10 protein-coding genes are annotated in these 21,483 nt (G+C 31.5%); 9 read left to right on the top strand and 1 reads right to left on the bottom strand.

From position 1 onward, the window contains the following. Window positions 1–2,697 precede the first annotated feature (2,697 nt). The 4 genes from P856_RS01130 (at window position 2,698) to gatB (ending at window position 8,246) form a co-directional block, all read left to right on the top strand. Window positions 2,698–4,083 (top strand): RsmB/NOP family class I SAM-dependent RNA methyltransferase, encoded by a 1,386-nt coding sequence (locus tag P856_RS01130; protein WP_025300342.1) that lies wholly within the window; start codon window positions 2,698–2,700, stop codon window positions 4,081–4,083. A 929-nt stretch (window positions 4,084–5,012) separates the two neighbouring features. After that, on the top strand, window positions 5,013–5,300 hold the full coding sequence (gatC, locus tag P856_RS01125) for an Asp-tRNA(Asn)/Glu-tRNA(Gln) amidotransferase subunit GatC (RefSeq protein WP_025300341.1): 288 nt from the start codon (window positions 5,013–5,015) through the stop codon (window positions 5,298–5,300). After that, complete coding sequence (gene gatA, locus P856_RS01120; RefSeq protein WP_025300340.1) at window positions 5,300–6,793, top strand: Asp-tRNA(Asn)/Glu-tRNA(Gln) amidotransferase subunit GatA; 1,494 nt, start codon at window positions 5,300–5,302, stop codon at window positions 6,791–6,793. The genes gatC and gatA overlap by 1 nt, the downstream gene beginning before the upstream one ends. Beyond that, window positions 6,786–8,246 carry an Asp-tRNA(Asn)/Glu-tRNA(Gln) amidotransferase subunit GatB gene (gene gatB / locus P856_RS01115; protein ID WP_025300339.1) on the top strand — a complete coding sequence of 487 codons (1,461 nt, stop codon included), beginning with the start codon at window positions 6,786–6,788 and terminating at the stop codon, window positions 8,244–8,246. The genes gatA and gatB overlap by 8 nt, the downstream gene beginning before the upstream one ends. Window positions 8,247–8,372: 126 nt before the next feature. Here the strand turns inward: gatB and P856_RS01110 are convergent, their stop codons facing one another. Continuing rightward, window positions 8,373–9,062 (bottom strand): orotate phosphoribosyltransferase, encoded by a 690-nt coding sequence (locus P856_RS01110; RefSeq protein WP_025300338.1) that lies wholly within the window; start codon window positions 9,060–9,062, stop codon window positions 8,373–8,375. 1,551 nt (window positions 9,063–10,613) lie between these two features. On the opposite strand from P856_RS01110, the gene fabI reads away from it, so the two are divergent. The 5 genes from fabI to hisS all read left to right on the top strand — a co-directional run bounded on the left by fabI (window position 10,614) and on the right by hisS (window position 21,221). Continuing rightward, entirely contained in the window at window positions 10,614–11,426 is an 813-nt protein-coding gene (gene fabI / locus P856_RS01105) for an enoyl-ACP reductase FabI (protein ID WP_025300337.1), read from the top strand. 2,037 nt (window positions 11,427–13,463) lie between these two features. Next, entirely contained in the window at window positions 13,464–14,378 is a 915-nt protein-coding gene (argB, locus tag P856_RS01100) for an acetylglutamate kinase (protein WP_025300336.1), read from the top strand. A gap of 1,839 nt (window positions 14,379–16,217) precedes the next feature. Continuing rightward, window positions 16,218–17,060: a bifunctional 5,10-methylenetetrahydrofolate dehydrogenase/5,10-methenyltetrahydrofolate cyclohydrolase gene (locus tag P856_RS01095; RefSeq protein ID WP_025300335.1), complete on the top strand. Its 843-nt coding sequence runs from the start codon at window positions 16,218–16,220 to the stop codon at window positions 17,058–17,060. Next, the gene (locus P856_RS01090) at window positions 17,060–17,665 is read left to right on the top strand and encodes a cyclodeaminase/cyclohydrolase family protein (protein WP_025300334.1); all 606 of its coding nucleotides are present in this window, start codon (window positions 17,060–17,062) and stop codon (window positions 17,663–17,665) included. Before P856_RS01095 ends, P856_RS01090 begins: the two co-directional genes overlap by 1 nt. A gap of 2,194 nt (window positions 17,666–19,859) precedes the next feature. Beyond that, a complete protein-coding gene (hisS, locus tag P856_RS01085; RefSeq protein WP_025300333.1) occupies window positions 19,860–21,221 on the top strand; it encodes a histidine--tRNA ligase in 1,362 nt (453 codons plus the stop codon). Window positions 21,222–21,483 lie beyond the last annotated feature (262 nt).

The following is a 21,483-nucleotide window of genomic DNA, read 5'->3' as shown; positions in this document are numbered from 1 at the left end:
TTTAAGAGCGCTTTTGGGAATATTCTTAGTTGTAATTGTGAATTATGCTTTTGTTTTCGTTCATTAACTTAATGTCGCATATTTAATAATTAAAGTGTAAAAAAATAATTAGTACAAAAAGCTTTAGTATAAGTTTTTTTTAAAATTAGCATAATTTTATAAATAACAAATCAACACCAAAAATCGATAGCCGTGTTTATAAATGCGATTCAATCATAATTTATTGAAAATAATAATTTCATGGATTAAAATACACTATTAATTTTTTCTACATATATGATTATTAGGGTTAGTGATTATTACAAGATTAGTGATTATTACAAGAAAAAGACCTTAAGAAAATTTGGTCATGTGATATTAGCTTATAGAACAATAAATCACCTTAATTGTATTTGGTCATGTGATATTAGCTTATAGAACAATAAATCACCTTAATTGTATATATAATAATTTGCATAGATGGCGAATACTTTGTAGTAAATTTAGTGTAAAAATTATTTTTTCATATAATCGAGACTTATAACTCATTGTAACAATAATTTAGTAATAAAATCTAGAAGCAAAAGCAATAACGTTCAGCTTATTCCCTGTTCATACAAGCGGATAAAATATTTATTTTTATATACAATATAGCCATTTGTTTAAAACATAATATCTTAATATAAAGCTAATTAAATTATTCTAATATAAAAATTGTAAAAAATTATTCCAAATACTGCAATATTGAGCAAATCAATAGATAATCTTTACAGATTACAGTATAGCACAAAAAATCAAAACAAAGATACAAAATGATTAATTTATTATAGTTAACTTGTTCATATATCTTTATTTACTTAGTATAACCAAAAACGTTGCCATCTAAGTATACAATTAGTTCCATAAAAAACAGCCAGAAATTATTTAAAAATATCTTCTTAATATACCTATTAATTAATTAAGCCTTCATTGTTATTAGCAATATATTTACAGATTAGGTAATCTGTAAATTCACGTTTTTATTGTATTATAAATCACTTGTACCAACTATAAACCATAAGTAAATGCTTTCTGCTACGTGTAAAACAGTAGATTAAGCTTAGGAAAAATGTTAAATGCTAAAAACAATGTTTATACATGTAACAAATATAATTGATTACGAAATTATACTACTTGATAACAATACTAACTTACTATTACAAGCTTCATCTATCTAATATTTTTAGTTTTACTCTTCAAGTAAATGAAGAAATGGTTTTTCAAAAATAAAGTTTATCATTAATTAATAGAACAGATTCTTCTTTTCGTTTAAAATCTTTACTTACGCGCATCGAGATTATTCTCAGTTAATTAATTCAGATATCAAATCATAATTCTAGATTGAATTCTTCATCTGCCGTGAATTAAAATTAACACAGAACTCAGATTAATCTGATTTACGCTAACAGTTTAAAAACACTCACTATATTAATTTATATCAGGAATATCAAATATACTCCTCTGATTCTATCTATACTAAAATCTTAAAAATGACAATTTTTATAAGCATTGTTAATCAGCGTTAGCTAATCACAGTAGCATCTGCAATTAAAAAGTTTTATCGGTATTTATTTCCTAGCAATCTTCGATTGAATACTTTAGTGTAAAGCTTTCATCCGCTGTGTCTTATCTGTATAAAACTTCTTATCTGTATAGAACTAAATTACTTCTTCGTTTAATTATACTTAGCAAGTGTAAATTGCTTGCTATAAAAATCCCTCGTTTGATTATGAAATTATTCCTCGAACTAACAAATGCTTAGCATTTTTATAATATAATGTTAAAAAACCAATTTTTATTTCTGCAATAATAAATAATCCTGAGAAAGTACTACTGTAGCTAAATTAAATTTTTTTATTATTTTGATGAAATCAAATTGTAAAAGTTATACATTTATCATATGATAGAAATTTTTTGATCATATCTATACGTATACTTTCCCCGATTAAATCACACGATACCAATGTGCTAATTTAAGATCACGACAAGCAAACTAGGTTACGTAAGACCACAAACCAATATGTTTAATTATTTAAAGAATTATTATGTTGGCGCTCTCAATCGTAAATAATTTCCTATTCCTGATTATAATTTAACCTAATCGATAGTCAATTATTCAAAGTAATGCTTGCCTATAACATAGCATTAAAACTTCGTTAATGAGTTAACCGATTATCATTAAAAAAAATTAATAAAGCCTTTGCAAGCTTCCGAAAAACTAGCGTTTTTAGTAAAATTCACTATTGCTTACTTTTATAAACTAATTTAACATCCGAACTCTCGCCTATATGGTACAGGCAGCGTAGGATCCATTTGTCACATAAAAAACAGATAAAGCTTGCTGATTACATAATGATTAAGTTGTTCATTATTTAATGGTAAGATTGCAGCAACTTAAAAGCAAAAAATATTATATGCAAAACTATTGATGTATGTGAAAATCAATATTTCAGACGTATTAAAAAAGAACAATCTTGCTTTATAATATAAAATTACACCATTTTAAAATGTTATTAATACTTGAACTGTAATATCCATAAATAATAAAGAGTGTTCATTAAAAAAATGACCCAATGAACTACAAAGTGTAAAACTAAAATAATGTTACTTTTATCATATTACATACTAAAAATTTGCTCTTTGTCTAACGATGCAATTTTATAACATATTCCATAGAATATGATTAAACAGTACTTGAATAAAAATTTTTCCGCAACTACAAGAATCTCTGCTCCACGCAAGGTTGCCTTTGATCTGCTGCGCGCGGTACTTGTAAAAAAAATGCGATTAAGCGATGCCTTAATTAACCATAGTGGTAACGCTAAACTATCAGACCGAGACCGTAATTTTGCCCGTAGCTTAGTAGCAAATAGCTTACGTCGCCTTGGTCACATTGATCAGGTAATCAACAGTTGCCTCAAGAGGCCTTTGCCTAGGCAAGCATCAATTGTACGGGATGTGCTGCGAATTGCAGCAACGGAGCTATTAATACTAAACATTCCTCCTTACGCTACAATTCATAGTGCGGTTAACTTAGTGCGATCGCAAGGAGAAGATCAATTTACCACACTAACTAATGCAGTACTGCGAAGAATTGATCGTGAAGCTCGTGGTGTTATAAACACTCTTCCTGCCTTTCAAGCTTTACCTAAATGGCTTACTAAAATCTTGCGCCAAACATATGGGGAAGATATAGCTATGGCCATGGTAATGGCTATGCAACAGGAATCAATAATGTTGGATATCACAGTAAAAACTAATCCTGCATATTGGGCTAAAACTTTAGGAGCTAAAATTTTGCCTACTGGCACTCTGCGTCGTAAAATCGACAGTCGTATTGATGCTCTTCTCGGATTTAACGAAGGTGCATGGTGGGTACAAAACACTGCTGCTGCAATACCAGTACAATTACTCGGTGATGTACGTGGCAAAACTGTGATTGATCTTTGCGCCGCTCCGGGAGGCAAGACTGCACAGCTTGCTGCTCGTTTAGCAAATGTGATAGCAGTCGATCAACTACCTAAGCGAGTCAAACAAATAAATAATAACTTAGATCGCCTGCAGCTTGCAGCTAAATGCATAATAGCAGATGCAACCAAATGGCGGCCGCAATTCCAGATTGATGCCTTGTTACTTGATGCCCCTTGTTCAGCTACTGGTCTAATACAACGACATCCAGATATTCCCTGGCTAAAAAGCCAAGGCAATATAAGCAAAATGGCAATTATTCAAGACCAGCTACTCAACGCAGCTTTTTCTATGGTTAAGCCAGGAGGTATAATTATTTTTTCCACGTGTTCTTTGCTACGAGAGGAAGGTAGCGAACGAATTGAGGCGTTATTCTCACGTAATCCATATATCACGCGAAAACCTATAACATCGAACGAAATCGGCGGGCTATCAGAACTAATTAATGAAGATGGTGATTTGCTTACCCGGCCAGATCATTTAGCTCATTATGGTGGTATTGATGGTTTCTACGCCTGTCGATTAATCAAAAATGAAAATTGTCATTCTATTTCTAGAATGACAATTAAGAGGCAGTATTTCACAAGTAATCGATAGCCAAATGTCTACTAGTATTTAGTTATAATTGACCCATAATTTTAACCTGCAAGTTTATTTGCCGATTTTCAGTAGTAATTAATAAGTAGTGGTTCGCAATCTAAGGGATTTATTTATGTCAACTTCAAGAAAAAATATTCGTGCAGTTAATCCGGTAAAGTACTGTTTACTTAATCATTATGCATATGATATACTCTTACGCTTTTAGCTTTGCATGAGCCTATAGTAATTTTATGAATTATTTTTAATATCTAAAAATAATTCATAAAATTACTATACCTAAAGAAAATTGATATGAGGTTAGTTGACATTGATTATATGTAAAACTATTAATCCAGTTTATCGACATGATCATTTGCAATCAGATAATATTTTTACTTAAAGAACAAGCTGATTAGAGGTTAGCTAAATCAATTAACTGGACTAATCGCAACTCATAAGAGGGCGTTGGATAAAATTATTATCTGGAATCTGCCTAAATTATGAAGTATTCATTAGATCGATCTTTACCGTATAATTAAGATAAAACATACAAGATAATATACTATTAGTACTGCTCAATTTATACTGCTCAATTTAATTATATATCTTAAAATTATATTTTTTCCGTTAAGTTAATTTTAGAAGACAGATAATAGAACTTAGACGTAAAAATTTACATGCTATTTAAAAATTACTTGATTATTTTTCTTAGTAAATATTCCTGTTTAGTGCGTTTTAGGATCGAAAGTCAGGAGATCTGATTCTAATAAAAGATACAAATCTAATGAGAAAAGCCTAATAATTTAATAATAGATATGGTTCATGCTTATAAAAACATTTTGAGGTCTATTTGTATTGTCATACAAAACAAAAAAAATTTGCACCTCTATATGTTCGTTAAAACTCTATATGTGCGTTAAAATTATATCTTAGGACAACATTAGTTAATGTCTATTGATAACTTAACTGCTAGAAAGCTCGCTAATCTAGCTCGAATTGAAATATCTGAAGATCAATTAAAGGATGTAGTTGAAAATCTACGGACTATTATACGATTATTCGATCAGCTTGATGAGGTTGATACTTTAAGCGTAAAACCAATGACAGACATTACTGGTCATTTTTTATCGCAACGTGATGACTTAGTTATAGACACTGACTGTCAAGACAAAATAATCTCTAACGCACCTAAAGTTGATCATGGTTTTTTTGTCGTGCCTAGGATTATTGACTAATGAATGATTTTTTAAATTTAAGTCTTGCGGAAGCCCGCACTAGACTAGCTGCTAGAGACATATCAAGTACTGAGCTCACCAAAGCTTATCTAGATCGTATAGAGGCTACAGCTAGCTTGAACGCTTACATAACTATTACCCATGAGCAAGCCATGCTGGGAGCTGCTCAATCAGATGCACGCTTGGCTAAAGGGGAAGGTGGAATCCTAGAAGGTATTGGTATCGCAGTCAAAGACTTGTTTTGCACTAATGGGGTACAGACTACAGCAGCTTCACGTATACTAGATGGATTTATTCCAATGTATGAGTCAACAGTAACAACCAATCTGTGGAACGCAGGAGCAATTTTGCTTGGTAAAACCAACCTAGACGAGTTTGCAATGGGATCCTCCAATACAACATCTTATTATGGTGCGGTGGAGAGCCCATGGCGTTCCACAGATGCACCCGATAAAAAGCTAGTGCCGGGTGGATCGTCGGGTGGCTCAGCGGCGGCAGTAGCTGCTCGTTCCGCGATAGCTGCGATTGGTACAGATACAGGTGGATCAATCCGTCAACCAGCTAGTTTCTCCGGAATTGTCGGTATGAAGCCCACCTATGGTAGGTGTTCGCGTTGGGGTATAATAGCTTTTGCTTCATCACTAGATCAAGCAGGTCCAATGACAAGAACAGTTGAGGATGCTTCCATTTTGCTCCAGGTCATGGCTAGTTACGATCCTAAGGACTCAACTTCAGCGCAAGCAGCCATGCCAAATTTATTATCAGATCTTAATAAGAGCATTAAGGGTATGATTATAGGTGTGCCAATAGAATATCAAATTGATAGTTTACCAGAAGAAACATCCAAAATTTGGAAGCAGGGTGTCAATTGGCTAAAATCTGAAGGAGCAGATATTGTATATATATCTATGCCACATACCAAGTATGCGCTAGCTACTTATTATATTATCGCTCCGGCTGAAGCCTCATCTAATTTAGCTCGCTATGATGGGGTTCGCTACGGACTGCGGATAAATGAAAAAAATATAACAGATATGTACACTCATACAAGAACGGAAGGATTTGGTGAAGAAGTAAAGCGCCGGATATTACTAGGTACATACGTGCTTTCTTCTGGCTATTACGACGCCTATTACCTAAAAGCGCAGAAGATGCGTAATTTACTATATCAAGATTTTAATCAAGCTTTTGAGAAAGTTGACACTATTCTAACTCCTACAACGCCATCGGATGCCTTTGAAATTGGCGACAATAAAGATGATCCGCTTAAAATGTACTTGCAAGATGTGTTTACCGTGCCTGCTAGCCTTGTTGGTCTACCAAGTATTTCCGTGCCAGTCGGTCTATCCAAGCGTGGCTTACCTATAGGTTTGCAAGTTATAGGTCGTATGTTCGACGAGAACTCGGTAGTTCGAATCGGAAGAACGCTAGAACGGGCCGCACAGTTTAAAGCAATGACGGCCATGGTAGAAGATACTACTAAAGATGAATGAGAGTTATTACATCAAGGGCAAAACCGGCCTTTGGGAAGTGGCAATAGGCCTGGAATTGCACGCAAGAATAATCTCTAAAGCTAAATTATTTTCAGGATCCGCATCTACTTTTGGAGGAGATGCTAACACTCAGGTAAGTCTGCTTGATGCCGCTATGCCTGGCATGCTGCCAGTTATTAATCGCAAATGTGTAGAACAGGCTTTACGAACCAGTTTAGCTTTGAGAGCAAAAATAAATCTACATAGTGTGTTCGAACGCAAACACTATTTTTACGCTGATTTACCTCATGGCTATCAAATCACGCAATACAAAGACCCAATTGCTAATGATGGCGAGTTACTGCTAGATCTACCAAACGGAAAGATTAAGTCAGTCAAAATTGAACGATTGCAACTGGAACAAGACGCTGGAAAATTGTTACACGAACAAAATCCATATACTACATATCTAGATCTAAACCGAGCCGGTATAGCGTTAATGGAAATTGTTTCTAAACCTGATCTTTCTTCGCCGGAGGAGGCGAAGCTTTACGTAAACAAGCTACGTCTAATCATGCGGTATATAGGTACTTGTGACGGCAACATGCAAGAGGGTTCTTTACGTGTTGATGTAAATGTGTCGGTGAACAAACCTGGTAAACCACTGGGTACATATTGTGAGATTAAAAATATAAATTCAGTGCGTTTTATATACCAAGCGATAGAGCAAGAAGCTAATAGACAAATTAATATTCTAGAAAACGGCTGCCAAATCTATAAAGAAACATGCTTATTTGATCCGATGAAAAACAAGATTCAGTCGATGCGCTCTAAAGAAGAGGCGCACGACTACCGATACTTTAAAGATCCAGATTTACCGCCTCTTGTGCTGGAGCAGTTGCTAATAGATGAACTTAACAATGAACTACCTGAACTACCTGATGCCAAAAAGGCTAGATTAATGTCAGAATTTAATTTATCATCCTATGATGTAAACATCTTGGTGGAGGATTGTACAGTCGCCGACTGGTACGAGCAGCTTGCTAAACAAAGTAACCCAAAAATTGCAGCCAACTGGATGATCTCTGAGCTTTTTGGAGCTTTAAATAAAGCTGGCAAAAATTTATCGGATAGCCCGATTTCACCAAAAGCACTAAGTGAATTACTCAATATGATTGAAAATGGGTATATCTCTGGTCGTATTGCTAAAACAGTTTTCGCTGTGATGTTTAAAACTGGCAAATCTGCAATTAGCATCGTAAAGGAGAAAAATTTATCACAAACATTAGATCATTCTATAATCGAGAATATAATTGACAATATACTAATTGCACATGCTAGTAATGTCAAAAAATACAAAGAAGGCAAACACAAGCTTTTTAGCTTTTTTGTAGGTGAAGCTATTAAAAAAAGTCAGGGAAGGGCTAACCCTAATGTGGTTAACCAATTGCTTCGCGATAAGCTTGATAGCTAACACAGCCTTTGTTGGAACAATTAAAAAAAACTCCGTGTACTTTTAGCATTTGTGATATGCCAACTCATTAAATTATAGAACCTAAATAGAACTTTCATATCTAGCACCTAAAGTATTTAAAATTGTTTATACAGTTGCGCCTTTGACAGGAGATTGCCATTCCTCAGGATCATTAAGAAAGCTATAAACATTAACAAGTTCTTTAGAAGTATAGCCGTACTGCTTTGCAAGTGCCACAATATCCGACAAATTGCATAAGCTATGCAATTCTACTCTTTTTTTTTGAAGAGTAGAATTGCACTTTGCAAGTACTCCATATTCAAAAATAACAAAACAGTGAGCTATCTGCATTCCTGCATCACGTATCGCATCTATGAAAGAAATTTTGCTGACGCAATCAGTTGCCAAGTCCTCTACCAATAATACGCGGGCACCTTCACGCACTTCTCCCTCAATTCTAACATTACGGCCAAAGCCCTTGGCTGCCTTTCGAATGTAAAGCATTGGCAAGTCAAAAGCGTCAGCGATCCAGGCAGCAAATGGAATCCCAGCTGTTTCACCACCAGCTACCATGTCAAAGGCAGTTTCATCGTTCAAAGCGATAAGCTGCTCCACACCCATGGCTATTAACTGGCGCCTGGCAATGGGAAAAGAAATGATCTTACGACAATCCACATAAATAGGTGAAAGACGACCTGAAGTAAAAATAAAAGGTTTATTTTTACTAATATAAACTGCCTGTATTTCTAATAAAATATCAGCAGCGCTTTTAGCTGGTGTATGCGAATAATCTAATGATTTGATAATTCTGCTCATAATAAAGCTCCCACGTAGATGCACAAATATTATTCTTATGTGCTAGCATAATTAGTTTATAATATAAAAGATATGGAATACGCTCATTATTTAGCTCGATAGCCTACTAGGAGTACTAATGCAACAGTTGTAATGATACTTCTATTCATAAATATATTATAAAAAATTAGCTATTGGGAATAACGACTATGGAAGAGCTACTTTACTAAACGTATAAAACTTAAGTAATAAGTTTTATACGTTTAGTACTTATCTTTGCTGATATCCTTTAAGGCGCTTGATAAGCATAGCAATTGTATACAGAATTACATTCTGTACAAAAACAATTATTTTTTAATAAAAAGCTATAGTAATTGATCTCGTATAAGTTGTCTAACAATCAACTATCAATTGAAAAATAATTCATTAATTGTTTAAGTATAGATGAATTAGATATTAGCCTTACTCATTAAATTTTTGATATGATTTACCGTTTATTATACTAGTTATTTATTTAATTGTACTGTTACATTGTACTCAGCGTAAATTAATATACAGCTATCATGTCTAATAATATATTTTGTGAATAAGGCATTTCATGCCTTATTCACAAAATATATTATTAGACATTCAATCTACTAGTCAAATCTTTCTGGTGAAAGTTTTAATTATGATGTAATTAGCATTTATTTTTATTGTTTTGTCCTGAAGTTAGTTATATATAACCTATAATGTTTGTGTCGATATGGTATTTATATTTTGAGCAGGCGATGATTGATGAAATTTTTGTAAATTATTCTCTATTGCTAATCATCCAATAATAAAATTGGTTTTGTATTAAACAGAATAACTTAGTTTTTTTAAATAAGAAAAATTGCTTCCTCCTGAGTATAGTTAAGACTTATAGTTATTAATTTACTAACAATGATAGTTTTGTTTTTTTACGATAAGTTGATTCATTCGCTCTTTTGCTACATTCTTTAAAGAAAACCAAGATAAGTTTCGTCGTACAATTTATTTAACTAATATGTGAAAATTCCCTTTAGCCCCACAACTAAAGATAAATTTGTTAATTTTGAAACAATAGCTTTGATAATGGCAGGTCATTTTACCTTTGCTACTTTTAATCTTTAGAGTAATGAATGGATAGGTTCTGCTGTACAATAAACGATGATATGTATGGAGTTTTTGATTAAAAATCATATAATCAATAATTAAATTTTAGGTAATATGTTATCTAGACAACTGTATAGGGTTATTTAAAATTGCCATAAGCCTAAGTAGGATATTATATTTTTCTAAACTTGTTGTTTTAAATGCTTTTACAAGAATAATCTAAATTAATTATAAAAATTCTCTGGATTTATCTCGTAACATTAATTCCGTTAGTTTTATCAAAACTATAAGCTTTTTTGCATTGCAATTTAATTATTATGTTTAAGAAAATTTATTTAAAAAATAGTTATACGAGCTAGTCTCATTAAAAGATTACAATCGCACTTTTGCTTACATAGAATGATTATTGGTGAAGGATGCGATTATTGAATGTTTATCAGTGATATTGAGGGCTGAATGGCTAAAGATTTCCGCATTATGGCGGGTAAACGCGGTCAGATCATGGGCGTGGCTAATGATCGTTCGATCGCCTGGGGTATTGCAAAAGCAGTTGCGGAACAAGGTGCTGAGCTTGCATTTACTTACATGGGTGATGCACTTGAAAAAAGAGTACGTCTGCTAGCGGATCAAGTTGGCAGCACTTTGGTGGAAGCTTGCGATATTAATGATGATGCTAGTATTGATCGAGTTTTTGGTCGAATAGAAGAAATTTGGGGAAATCTCGATTTTCTTGTGCACGCTATCGCTTATTCTGACAAGGATGAACTAAAAGGTAAGTATCTAGACACCACACGCGATAACTTTCGGCGTACTATGGATATTTCTTGTTACTCTTTTACATCCGTAGCTAAACGTGCAGCAGCACTAATGAAAGATGGTGGTAGTTTGCTGACATTGACTTATTATGGTGCTGAAAGGGTAGTACCGCACTACAACGTTATGGGTGTAGCTAAAGCAGCCCTAGAAGCTAGCATTCGCTATCTTGCCGTTGATATGGGAGACCAGGGAGTACGCGTAAACGGTTTGTCTGCAGGGCCGATAAAAACACTTGCCGCTTCAGGCATTGGAAATTTCCGCTATATACTAAAATGGAATCAATACAATTCTCCACTTCGTCGAAATGTGACGCTAGCAGACGTAGGAGGCGCAGGTGTTTATTTGCTATCGGACCTATCTACTGGTGTTACTGGTGAAGTTCATCACGTAGATTGTGGCTATAATATCGTTGGAATGAAAGCTATTGATTCCCCCGACATTGCCGTTATCTGACAAGGTCAAGAATACTTACCTAAAGAACAGTGAATTTATTCCCGTTCTAAATAATTTATTAATATCAAAAACTATAAAAACTAGAGGTAAATTCAGGAGTATGATCGATGCTGAATTTTTGCTCAGCTCTTTTATTATAATAGAAAGAAGAACCAATTGACTGATAATATCATATCCAAACAGTTAACTCAATATTATCTACATGTAGTACTTTTAATAAGTTTCTTATCTTCTTGATAAGAAAGTAATATACTGAGTTTTATTGTAGAAATACTATTTCTTCAGGTTTGCTTATACTAGGGCTTAGCGTACCCTAAGAATGCTACAGGCGCTTTAAATTATAATGTCATATTAATTTTTGTATGACCTTAAAATTATATACCAGTTGTCAACGTAAAATCAACCTATACTATAAAGAGAATTGTACTGAAAAAATCAAATTGATTTTGTTCTACGCAAATGAATTGAAACTTATCTAATTAATACTATACGATCAAATATAGATTTGAGTATACCGTTAGTTCTACTTTCTTTTTTTTTGTACTATACTTCGAGAAAGTATCTATTTAAATAGGGTTTAATCTCAAATATCCTAATAAATCTAGCTGCTATAACGGGATTATGATAGTCTGATGGAAATTATTCACAATAAAAAATTCTATTAACAATAAAATCTATAATTAACGTAATTTATTATTAGCTATTTTTACGCAAGCCTTTTAAAATAATTAATCAAAAAAAACAACTATGATTAATCAGCAGCATTTATTACTGTATGCTAAAGTTATGGATCCATATTTTAAGCGTATTGCCACTTATTACTAGCATTATAATTTTAATTTATATAAAAAGTTAATATATATTAAATTATGTTTAATTTTAATATATTAAATTAAACATAATAATTCTCTAGTATTAAACTTTAAACATGTAATTATTCTTATATTTTCAGCTAACAGCTATTCAACAAAGTTGTTATAAGATATTTAGATTATTAAACAGATAGTTGGTTCACAAAACACATAAAATTTAATTTGTTATTTTCTGCGTATTTTACGATACACAACAACAATTTACTTACTCTCAAATTATTCAATAACAGACTAGCTTTTGATTTTAAAGAGCGAAAATAAAGTATAAGAAAAAGAAGTTTATATATATTAAATACATTCTTATTCTCTAAATATTAACTGAATATATTTTTGCTAAAAACTTAAAAAATAAAATTGTCTAGTATTAAATTTAAATAAATTTCTACAGTGTAGTCCTACAATCAATTTAATACATATAATATAACAAAGTATTACTAATTCGTATCAAACTTCAATATAATTGATAACAGCTTTTAGCTAATTATCCTAGAAATGCCATTTTACAGCATTAATAAATTGACTTTGTCTTCACATCACCTTAGGAACTAATCGATAGTTATCTGATATCAACAAAATAAAATAACTTAATTATTACATCAAATTAGGGTTGGATAATATTGTTTCACAATAGATTATTGGCTATCAAGCATTGCGCTTTATTATCATAACAAATTAATATATTTTTTGTAGTATTTAGTTTTAGTTACGAAATAATTTAAAATTTTATTATATTAGCTAATAGCTTATATTGATATAATTATGAAATATTTATAGTAACCTAAAAAAATGTTTAAATTAAAATATTAATTAATTGATTGAACTATAATTAATATTTTTTTTTGTAATTTTATAAATTACTCAATGCTTGCACTTTTATTTTCTAATAAATACACTAAAGTCATATTACAACATAATCATTCAAATAATTCTAGTATATATTGGTTTTAATAGGATAAGATGTACTTATGTATTCATATAAACCAATATATCAAATTTTTACTTATGCTCGTTATATTAATTATGTTAATTAGAATGTAATCACAAAAAAATAGATAAATTTTTATTTCTTTAACGAGTCTAACTCGCTCTGACGTCGGACTGATGGTTATTTAAAGCACTGTTTAAGACTTTTTAATGATTTTTTTAGAGTCAAGGAATTAATTTAATGACTAGTAAGTCTGTTGATCTTAAAAGACAAACTGAATGGTTGTCTAAAGCAAATATTCTTACTGAAGCGCTACCCTTTATGCGGCGATATTCGGGCAAAACTATAGTTATCAAGTATGGCGGTCATGCTATGGGTGACATTCATTTAGCACTAAAGTTTGCTGCGGATATGGTATTGCTGCAACAAGTAGGCATGAATCCAGTTGTAGTGCATGGTGGGGGGCCGCAAATTAGCCATATGCTTGAGCGACTTAATATTAAAAGCAAATTTATAGATGGCCTTAGGATGACTGACCAACCGACAGTAGAAGTTATCGAAATGGTATTATCTGGTTTTATTAATAAATCCATAGTCTCTGCTATTACTCAAGCTGGTGGGAAAGCTATTGGCTTGTCAGGCAAAGATGCGGGACTAATCCAGGCAAAAAAACTTTTTCTTAACAAAGTTGAGCAGAATAGCAAAATAAAAACAGTAATAGATCTTGGATTTGTGGGTGAACCCAACAAAATAAATGCTTGCTTACTACGTTCGCTAGCATTGCAAGATCTGATACCAGTAGTAGCTCCGATTGGGCTTGGATATGACGGCAAAACATATAATATTAACGCTGATACTGCTGCGGGTGCGATTGCCGCTGCTGTTGATGCTAGCCGATTTATGTTGTTGACTGATTTGGAAGGTGTGCTAGATAAAAATGGCTGTCTGATTCCAGAACTTACTATATCTCAGGCTCGCAGACTAATCGATGAGGGGGTAATCCTTGACGGTATGATACCTAAGGTTAAAACCTGCATAAAAGCCGTAGAATCTGGCGCTGAGGGTGCTGTGATAATAGACGGTAGGGTTCAAAATGGTGTATTATTAGAGTTGTTTACTAATCATGGTATGGGTACTTGGATTAGAAGCGACTAAAAGAGATGAACTCATCTATTGGCTAAATACAACATCAAAGTAGTTTTTACTAACCTTTAAAATATACTTTTTGAAATGAAATATCCGATACCTAAATAACTCATGGGATACATAATCAGAATATTCAAAAATTTTACTGTAATGCTAATAAACCTAGTTTTTAACGTTGCTTGCTAAATGTGTTGGCTGATTTTATGCTGCTTTAGTCGAAAAGTCACGAAATAATTGCAAGCGTTATTTGTAAATGATAAATTTATTTATGAGCGATTCGAGCGACTACATTTGGAATGTAATTGAAATTACAACTAGCTTTGCTATAATTTTTTAAAAAAATTTTATTGCAGAATTTGGCTAATTAAGTTACTTAATTTAAATAAACTAATTTTAAATGCTGAACTAGCATTTTTTAGCATTTTTACTGTACCCATTTACTTAGATATCTTATTACGGATTATATTTATAATTTTACTATGTTCAGCAAAATTTTAGACATAAACGTAACACCAACTATATGATATAGATTAAGAATCATTTTTTGACAAACCATATCCAATAGAATGATAACCTGCTTCAAAAAATTATAAAAATCAGGTTCTCAGCAGAATCAATTTCACGTAAAATAATAATTTATTTGAGGAATTTGCTTTATTAATCAATATTATTACTAATAAACAAATTTAATGGATCACATAATGTTACTTTTAAGTAAGCATAAGAATTATAAGGAAATAAAAAATTTTCGATTATTTGTATATAATCAGTTAACCCATTGCAAAAAAGTTTAATAGGCTATTATACATTAGATATCTTGTAAGCAACTAAAACATAACTTCCTTGCTAGTAGATAATTTTATTGCTTTAGTAAAATACGACACATTAATTGCATACTACTATAGTAAAGCAATAGTTGCAGATTTATTTTTTACACTAACAATCATTAATTACGTAAAGTGCAAAATGATAGTTGGATCGACAGCCATCCTGACTAAGTAAGTATTAAATGATATCATTTAATACTTACTTAGTATTTGTTAGTTATACTGTAATTCGGTTTAGTTGCAATACAAATTGTTATTGGATTGTTTTGCTATTTGTTATTCAACGTTAATAGACAAATCTTTTATGTATTATGTAAATAACATTTTTATAATATAAACTACAGAGGAATGGTAGGTATACAAGCTGCTCAATCGATTTAGTAAAAATTATCTTATAACGTAATGGATAAGAGCATACTTCGAGCATAAGCATATCTAACCAATTAATCTAGTTCATATTAAGTATTGTTCTTATTTTTCTGATCTACTACAAAATAGCAAGAGCAGTATAAATTAAAAATTAATTTCCTAATATCTTAGCTAAATACTTTACTGAACGTTTATAATTTTTAGTACAATAACTTAAAAGAAAATTATAGATATTCTTAGACAAGGATTATTCAATAATGCATTTATCATCAATACTAATATAAATAACTAGATAAAAATATTTTTCACTAGGCTATAAGCCTTTGCTTATGCTTACTCACCTTTAAGATAAAATATTTCTACTTACTACTTCATTTATATTAAAATTAGCTGACATAATTTGCTTCCTAAACTAAGTATCAAAGCAATAACAGATAATTCTTGTTATATATTAATGAAATTTATAAACCGAGAGGATAATTTTAAGCGACTATCTTAACATAAAACATTGTGCATTTTTTACTGAAAATTGATATCATCTGCCGATAAGTAACAAATATTCAGATTTTAAAGCTTCGCCTCGAACAGAACATAGCTTGTGAACTGTCTTTAGTAGTTTAATAATAATTGCATAACAAGAGTAAAGCTTATAATGAAAATCAAGGCTAATAAAATAATTGATTCAATAAAAGTTGAAGTAAAAGCAAAGGTTAATGCTTATAGGATTAAAGGTATAAATCCAACAATCCAAACAATTATTGCTAGCAATAATACAGCAATTAAGCCTTATGTCCTTTCCAAAATAAAGCAAGCAGATAATCTTGGCATTACTATGAAGATAATCGAGCTTGCTGCTAACAAAAAACATGAAGCTTGTGAAGCACTAATTCGTGTATCAAATAACGATAACTCAATTCACGGCATTATAATTGATCTTCCGGTACGTGCTGATCTAGATCATAACCGATTGCTATCTATTCTTGACCAAAAGAAAGATATAGATGGACTAAATCCTTTAAATCAAGCACTTATTCAACAAGGACAAGAAAATAAAGCAATATGTCCAGCTGCACCACAGGCTTGTATTAAACTTGCTGAGTCTATCGATTGGCTTTCTGGAAAACAAGTAGTTGTAATAGGGCGTGGTCCAACTGTGGGGAAACCATTAGCTACTATGTTAATCAATCGAAATGCTACTGTAACCATTGTGCATAGTCATAGTAAGGATCTTGCTACTATTCTCACACCAGCTCGATTTATCTTTACGGCAACCGGGCAGCCAGGACTACTGAATGCTAATAACGTAACGGCTAAACATGTAATTATTGATGCAGGAATTGCTTATAAAAATGATAAATTGGTTGGCGATTTTGATGTTGAAGCAGCTAATAAAGTAATGGCTTACAGCAGCGTGCCTGGTGGTGTTGGTTCATTAACCTCAGTAATTATCTTTTCCAACCTTTTGAAGTGCATGAATATGCAAGGATACTTTTGATGAACAACATGTTTTTTGAACAATCAATCAATGATTTCCTTGAATCAATTTCTAGTGATGAGCCGGTTCCAGGTGGAGGCTCGGTGGGCGTCTATAATGCTGCAACGGGTATGGCGCTAGTAATAATGGCACTTAAGATTTCTATTAAGAAAGCAAATAATAAAGATAAATTAATTAATTTAATTAAACGTAGCCAATTTGTGATAGATGCATTAAAAGTTAGTCTAATAGAGGATATTGAATGCTTTTCAAGTCTCATGAAAACCAAAAATAAACCAAATAAGAACGAAACAGAAAACAAAATTCGCCAAGTCGCTACAAATGAAGCAGCAATAAAAGCTACCGACGTACCAATATCTGCTGCCAGTCATTGTGTAGCTGGCTTACACATTGCTCACGAAGCTATTACAATCTGTCGTAAAACAATTCTCAGCGATGTCTATACAGGAGCTAATATGATAAATACATCTTGCCAATCTATATTGCTTAATGTTGACGCTAATATTAGTTTAATTACCTCAGAAGCTAAAAGGAATAGCTACTCTAAAGAAAAAAATAAATTAATGATAGAGGCATCTGACTTGTTGCATCTTATTAAGCAATAAATATTCACTAATAAATGTTATAATTATTGTAAGTTTATTGGTTAGATACTGCATTAGTATTGTAAAATGTATATTCTGTATATTTTTATATAATTAAAAATATACAGAATATACATTTTACAATACTAATTTTTTTTGCTTAGCCTTAAAATTTAATAATTTGCTGATAATAAATAAAAATTAGTGAATTATTTAATTTCTTTATTAACGTTATTGATTGCAGCTTTATTTATAATCAGTAATCAATCTACAATAATTAAAGTTTTAAGGAATTTTATTGTATCAATAGTATAAAATCAAATAAACATTATCTAGTGTTGGCAAATTTAATAACTTAGATAAAATCTAACTTCTGTAGTATAAGATAGATTTAATAGAATTAAAATGCTAATTTAATAACCACATGTATTTGATAAGACATTTCTCGTCAAATGACGATATACAAATTGTATAACAAAATTAAACATTATCCTCGATAAGTCTTTCGTAAGCTCCAGCTTGGATACTCTGTAAATCAAATAGTATATCATCATAGTGTAAAAAGACTATGGATGTTTAGGTTTTTAGCATGTAAATTATGCGATGTGTTCTTATATTCTATCATATTGTTTCAATCATTCTTTTATTATTGACAAAAAATAACCGATCAATTCATGCTGATTAACAAAAATAATAAGTTATTTATTGCTGCTTAGCAGCAAGGATAATACCAGTTCTCGATAGAGTTGATAGTTTAATCGATCGCCATATAAAGATTGATAATCTTTATATGGCGATCGTAACGTTAATTTAAATCTTTTAAGCCAATAGCCTGATCGCTATTTGAGCTAAATCAGCCAAGTAATTAACTTATTTTTCAATAAGTTATCCACAGCTCAATGTAGTTAAAAAACTTCCACTTGTGGATTTTTATCAAATCTTGTTACTCAGTTTTTACTAAAATAAGCTTATTATTATCAATCACGTAAGGCGGAATATTGTTAATCTTATTAATTCGATGGTTAAATCAATCTTTGTCTACAAGACAAATTGATTAGCTTTTAATTTATGAATTAATATTTTTTAAATCAAAAACAATCCAAAATAATCGTTAGTAAAATAAAAAATTATTTAGTTCTTTTTCTAATATAGAAATCGCTATTATATAAAAATGCAACACATATAGGCTTGCCTATATAATTCAAAAGTCATAAAATAAATAATATTCATTATAGTTATAAACTTATCTATAAATTAATCAATGAAATATCCCATAGAAGATGATATAGATTATTTTATGAAATATAATTAATAAAACAACAGTATATTTCTACATTATAGTTTAAAAGCTTTCTGATGAAATAGCGAGTATTATTAATTCTATTATTAGTGTAATATTATTTTAATTATATTAAATGACATTGCTCAGATCTTCCTATATTATCTACGAATATATTAATTTGGAAAAGAATTAAATTTCCGGATAACATAGTTAATTTATCTTGATCATCCAACCAATTAGAGTTTCTAGCACTAAGTACAAAGCAGCAAATGCGCTGCTATAATACATTTTAACTTAAAATTTAGCTTCAATGCAAAATTATTATTATACCTTATAACAAGGTACAAATTACTTTTATCAAAAAAAAGTATAATAACAGTTATCTGCTTCTTTAAAAATTTAAGGTTGTATTAACCATCCACATATCTAAATTATCCAGAATCTGTCAAACCGTAATTACTTAAATTAAAATGCTAACCTAAGTGAAGTAAAAAAATAAAAATAGATTCAAAACCACATAAATTTTTATTTACCTACAAGGTAGGTGTTTCTTAGTTTATAAGATAGATAACTATAACATTAGACAATTTATAATTGTTAGCTTATTATAGCAATAAGCTAACATGAGCAAAGCTCTTGAATTTAAATAAAACAACAATGATTAATGTAAAACATTAAAGTGGTGGAAAACAATCTTCTTAATACTAAGATATTTTAATAATTTACTCTATATCTACTAATAATTCAATTGCATTATCTTGTGATAAAGATCTTTTTAATAATTTGTAACTAAATCGCATATTTGTATCTAAACTTGTTCAATTTTAAAATAAAAATTTTATGATTTCTTAATTGCTGTAGAATTAATTATAAGGTATCTGGACTATTAACAGAATATAAAGCATAAGCATCCACTAAGGAATTATAAAAGCTATGATTCGCCCTCGTTCTATCAGCGGTATGCGAGAATTACTACCTGCTGAGCAGATCACCTTTAATCACTACCGGGATATTGTGCGAAAACATTTTGAGCTTACAGGAGCACTACCATTAAGGACTTCAGCCTTCGAGCTGCGTGAGGTGATTGCGGCAAAAGAAGAAGTAAACAATAGCAATATCGAAAAGCAAATATACGGAGTACATAGGCTGGCTGCTAGCAACAATGAAACTGATTTTGCGCTCCGCTTTGATTTAACAATTCCTATGGCACGTTTCGTGGCACAGCATGCAAGTAAGTTAATTTTTCCATTTCGACGCTATCAAATACAGCCGGTATGGCGTGGTGAAAGAGCGCAGTCCGGTCGTTACCGCGAATTTATTCAATGTGACATCGACATTATTGGCGATCAGACACTAAATTTGATAAATGATGCTGAACTACCGATAATTATTGATAGTATATTTAAAGATATGAATATCGGGCCATTCCAAATTCGCATGAGCAACCGTAAATTACTAGGAGGTTTATTGTTAAACACGGGTATTCCGGCTAGCTCAATCGCTAACGCTTTGCGACTGATTGATAAAATAGAAAAAGTAGGACAAGATGAAATACGCAAACAGTTTTTCCAAAAGTATAAGTTGAAAGATAAACAGGTAGATTTAATCATAGCATATACATCCTTGCGAGGTCCTGCAGATGAGGTAATCGACAAATTGCTTACTTTAGTAGCGCAAAGCCATAAAACGAATGAAACTTATATGATTGGTATTAAGGAACTCACTACAGTTTCTAAGATAGTTTATAGTCTTGGCTTAACACCTAATAGTTTTATTCTTGACCTTTCTGTCGCCCGAGGTCTTAGCTACTATACTGGCACAGTATATGAGACAACTTTAACCAATCACCCTACAATTGGCAGCATATGCTCTGGGGGACGGTATGATAATCTAGCTAACCTATATAGTAATCGTAAGTTGCCTGGCGTTGGCATGTCTATTGGATTAACCCGTCTGATTATTCATTTGATGGATCAAGGATTACTTCAGCAAGAGAAACCTAACATTGCCCCAGTCTTAATTATTGTATTTAATCCTAGCCATTTAGGGCGCTATTTAAGTATTGCCAGAACACTCCGGCAAGCAGGAATTGCAACCGAAATTGCAACAGAGCATGCCAAGGTCAGTCAGCAATTTAAATATGCCGATCGTAAGGGATTTAGATTAGCTATAATTGCTGGTGAAAAAGAATTCATCAGTGGAATTTACCAGGTAAAAGACATGACAACACGTAGTCAGATTTTAGTAAATAATGCTAAGTTGGTTGAAACAATTCGTAAGATTCTTGCCTACTAGCTGTTTGCATATAATTTATTATTATCCCAAAACATTTATTAATGCCGTTAAAAATAGCATTTTTTTTGCTAATGTAACAAAACGCAATAAAAAACAGTCTAACTATAAGCAAAGATCAGCTTTGATTAAAAAATTATAAGCATCTTTAAAAAAGTTTATAAGATTATTATGAATTAGTCAACTCACTGAAATAGCTCATAAGTCTGCCTAAGACATTAAGAATTATGCTAAGAATAATTAATCATAACGCATCAATCTTCAT

The sequence above is a fragment of the Candidatus Endolissoclinum faulkneri L5 genome (assembly GCF_000510265.1).
GTDB lineage: Bacteria > Pseudomonadota > Alphaproteobacteria > Thalassobaculales > Thalassobaculaceae > Thalassobaculum > Thalassobaculum faulkneri_A.
Note: the sequence above shows the minus strand (reverse complement) of the source record. Positions and strands in the feature narration are given on the sequence as shown.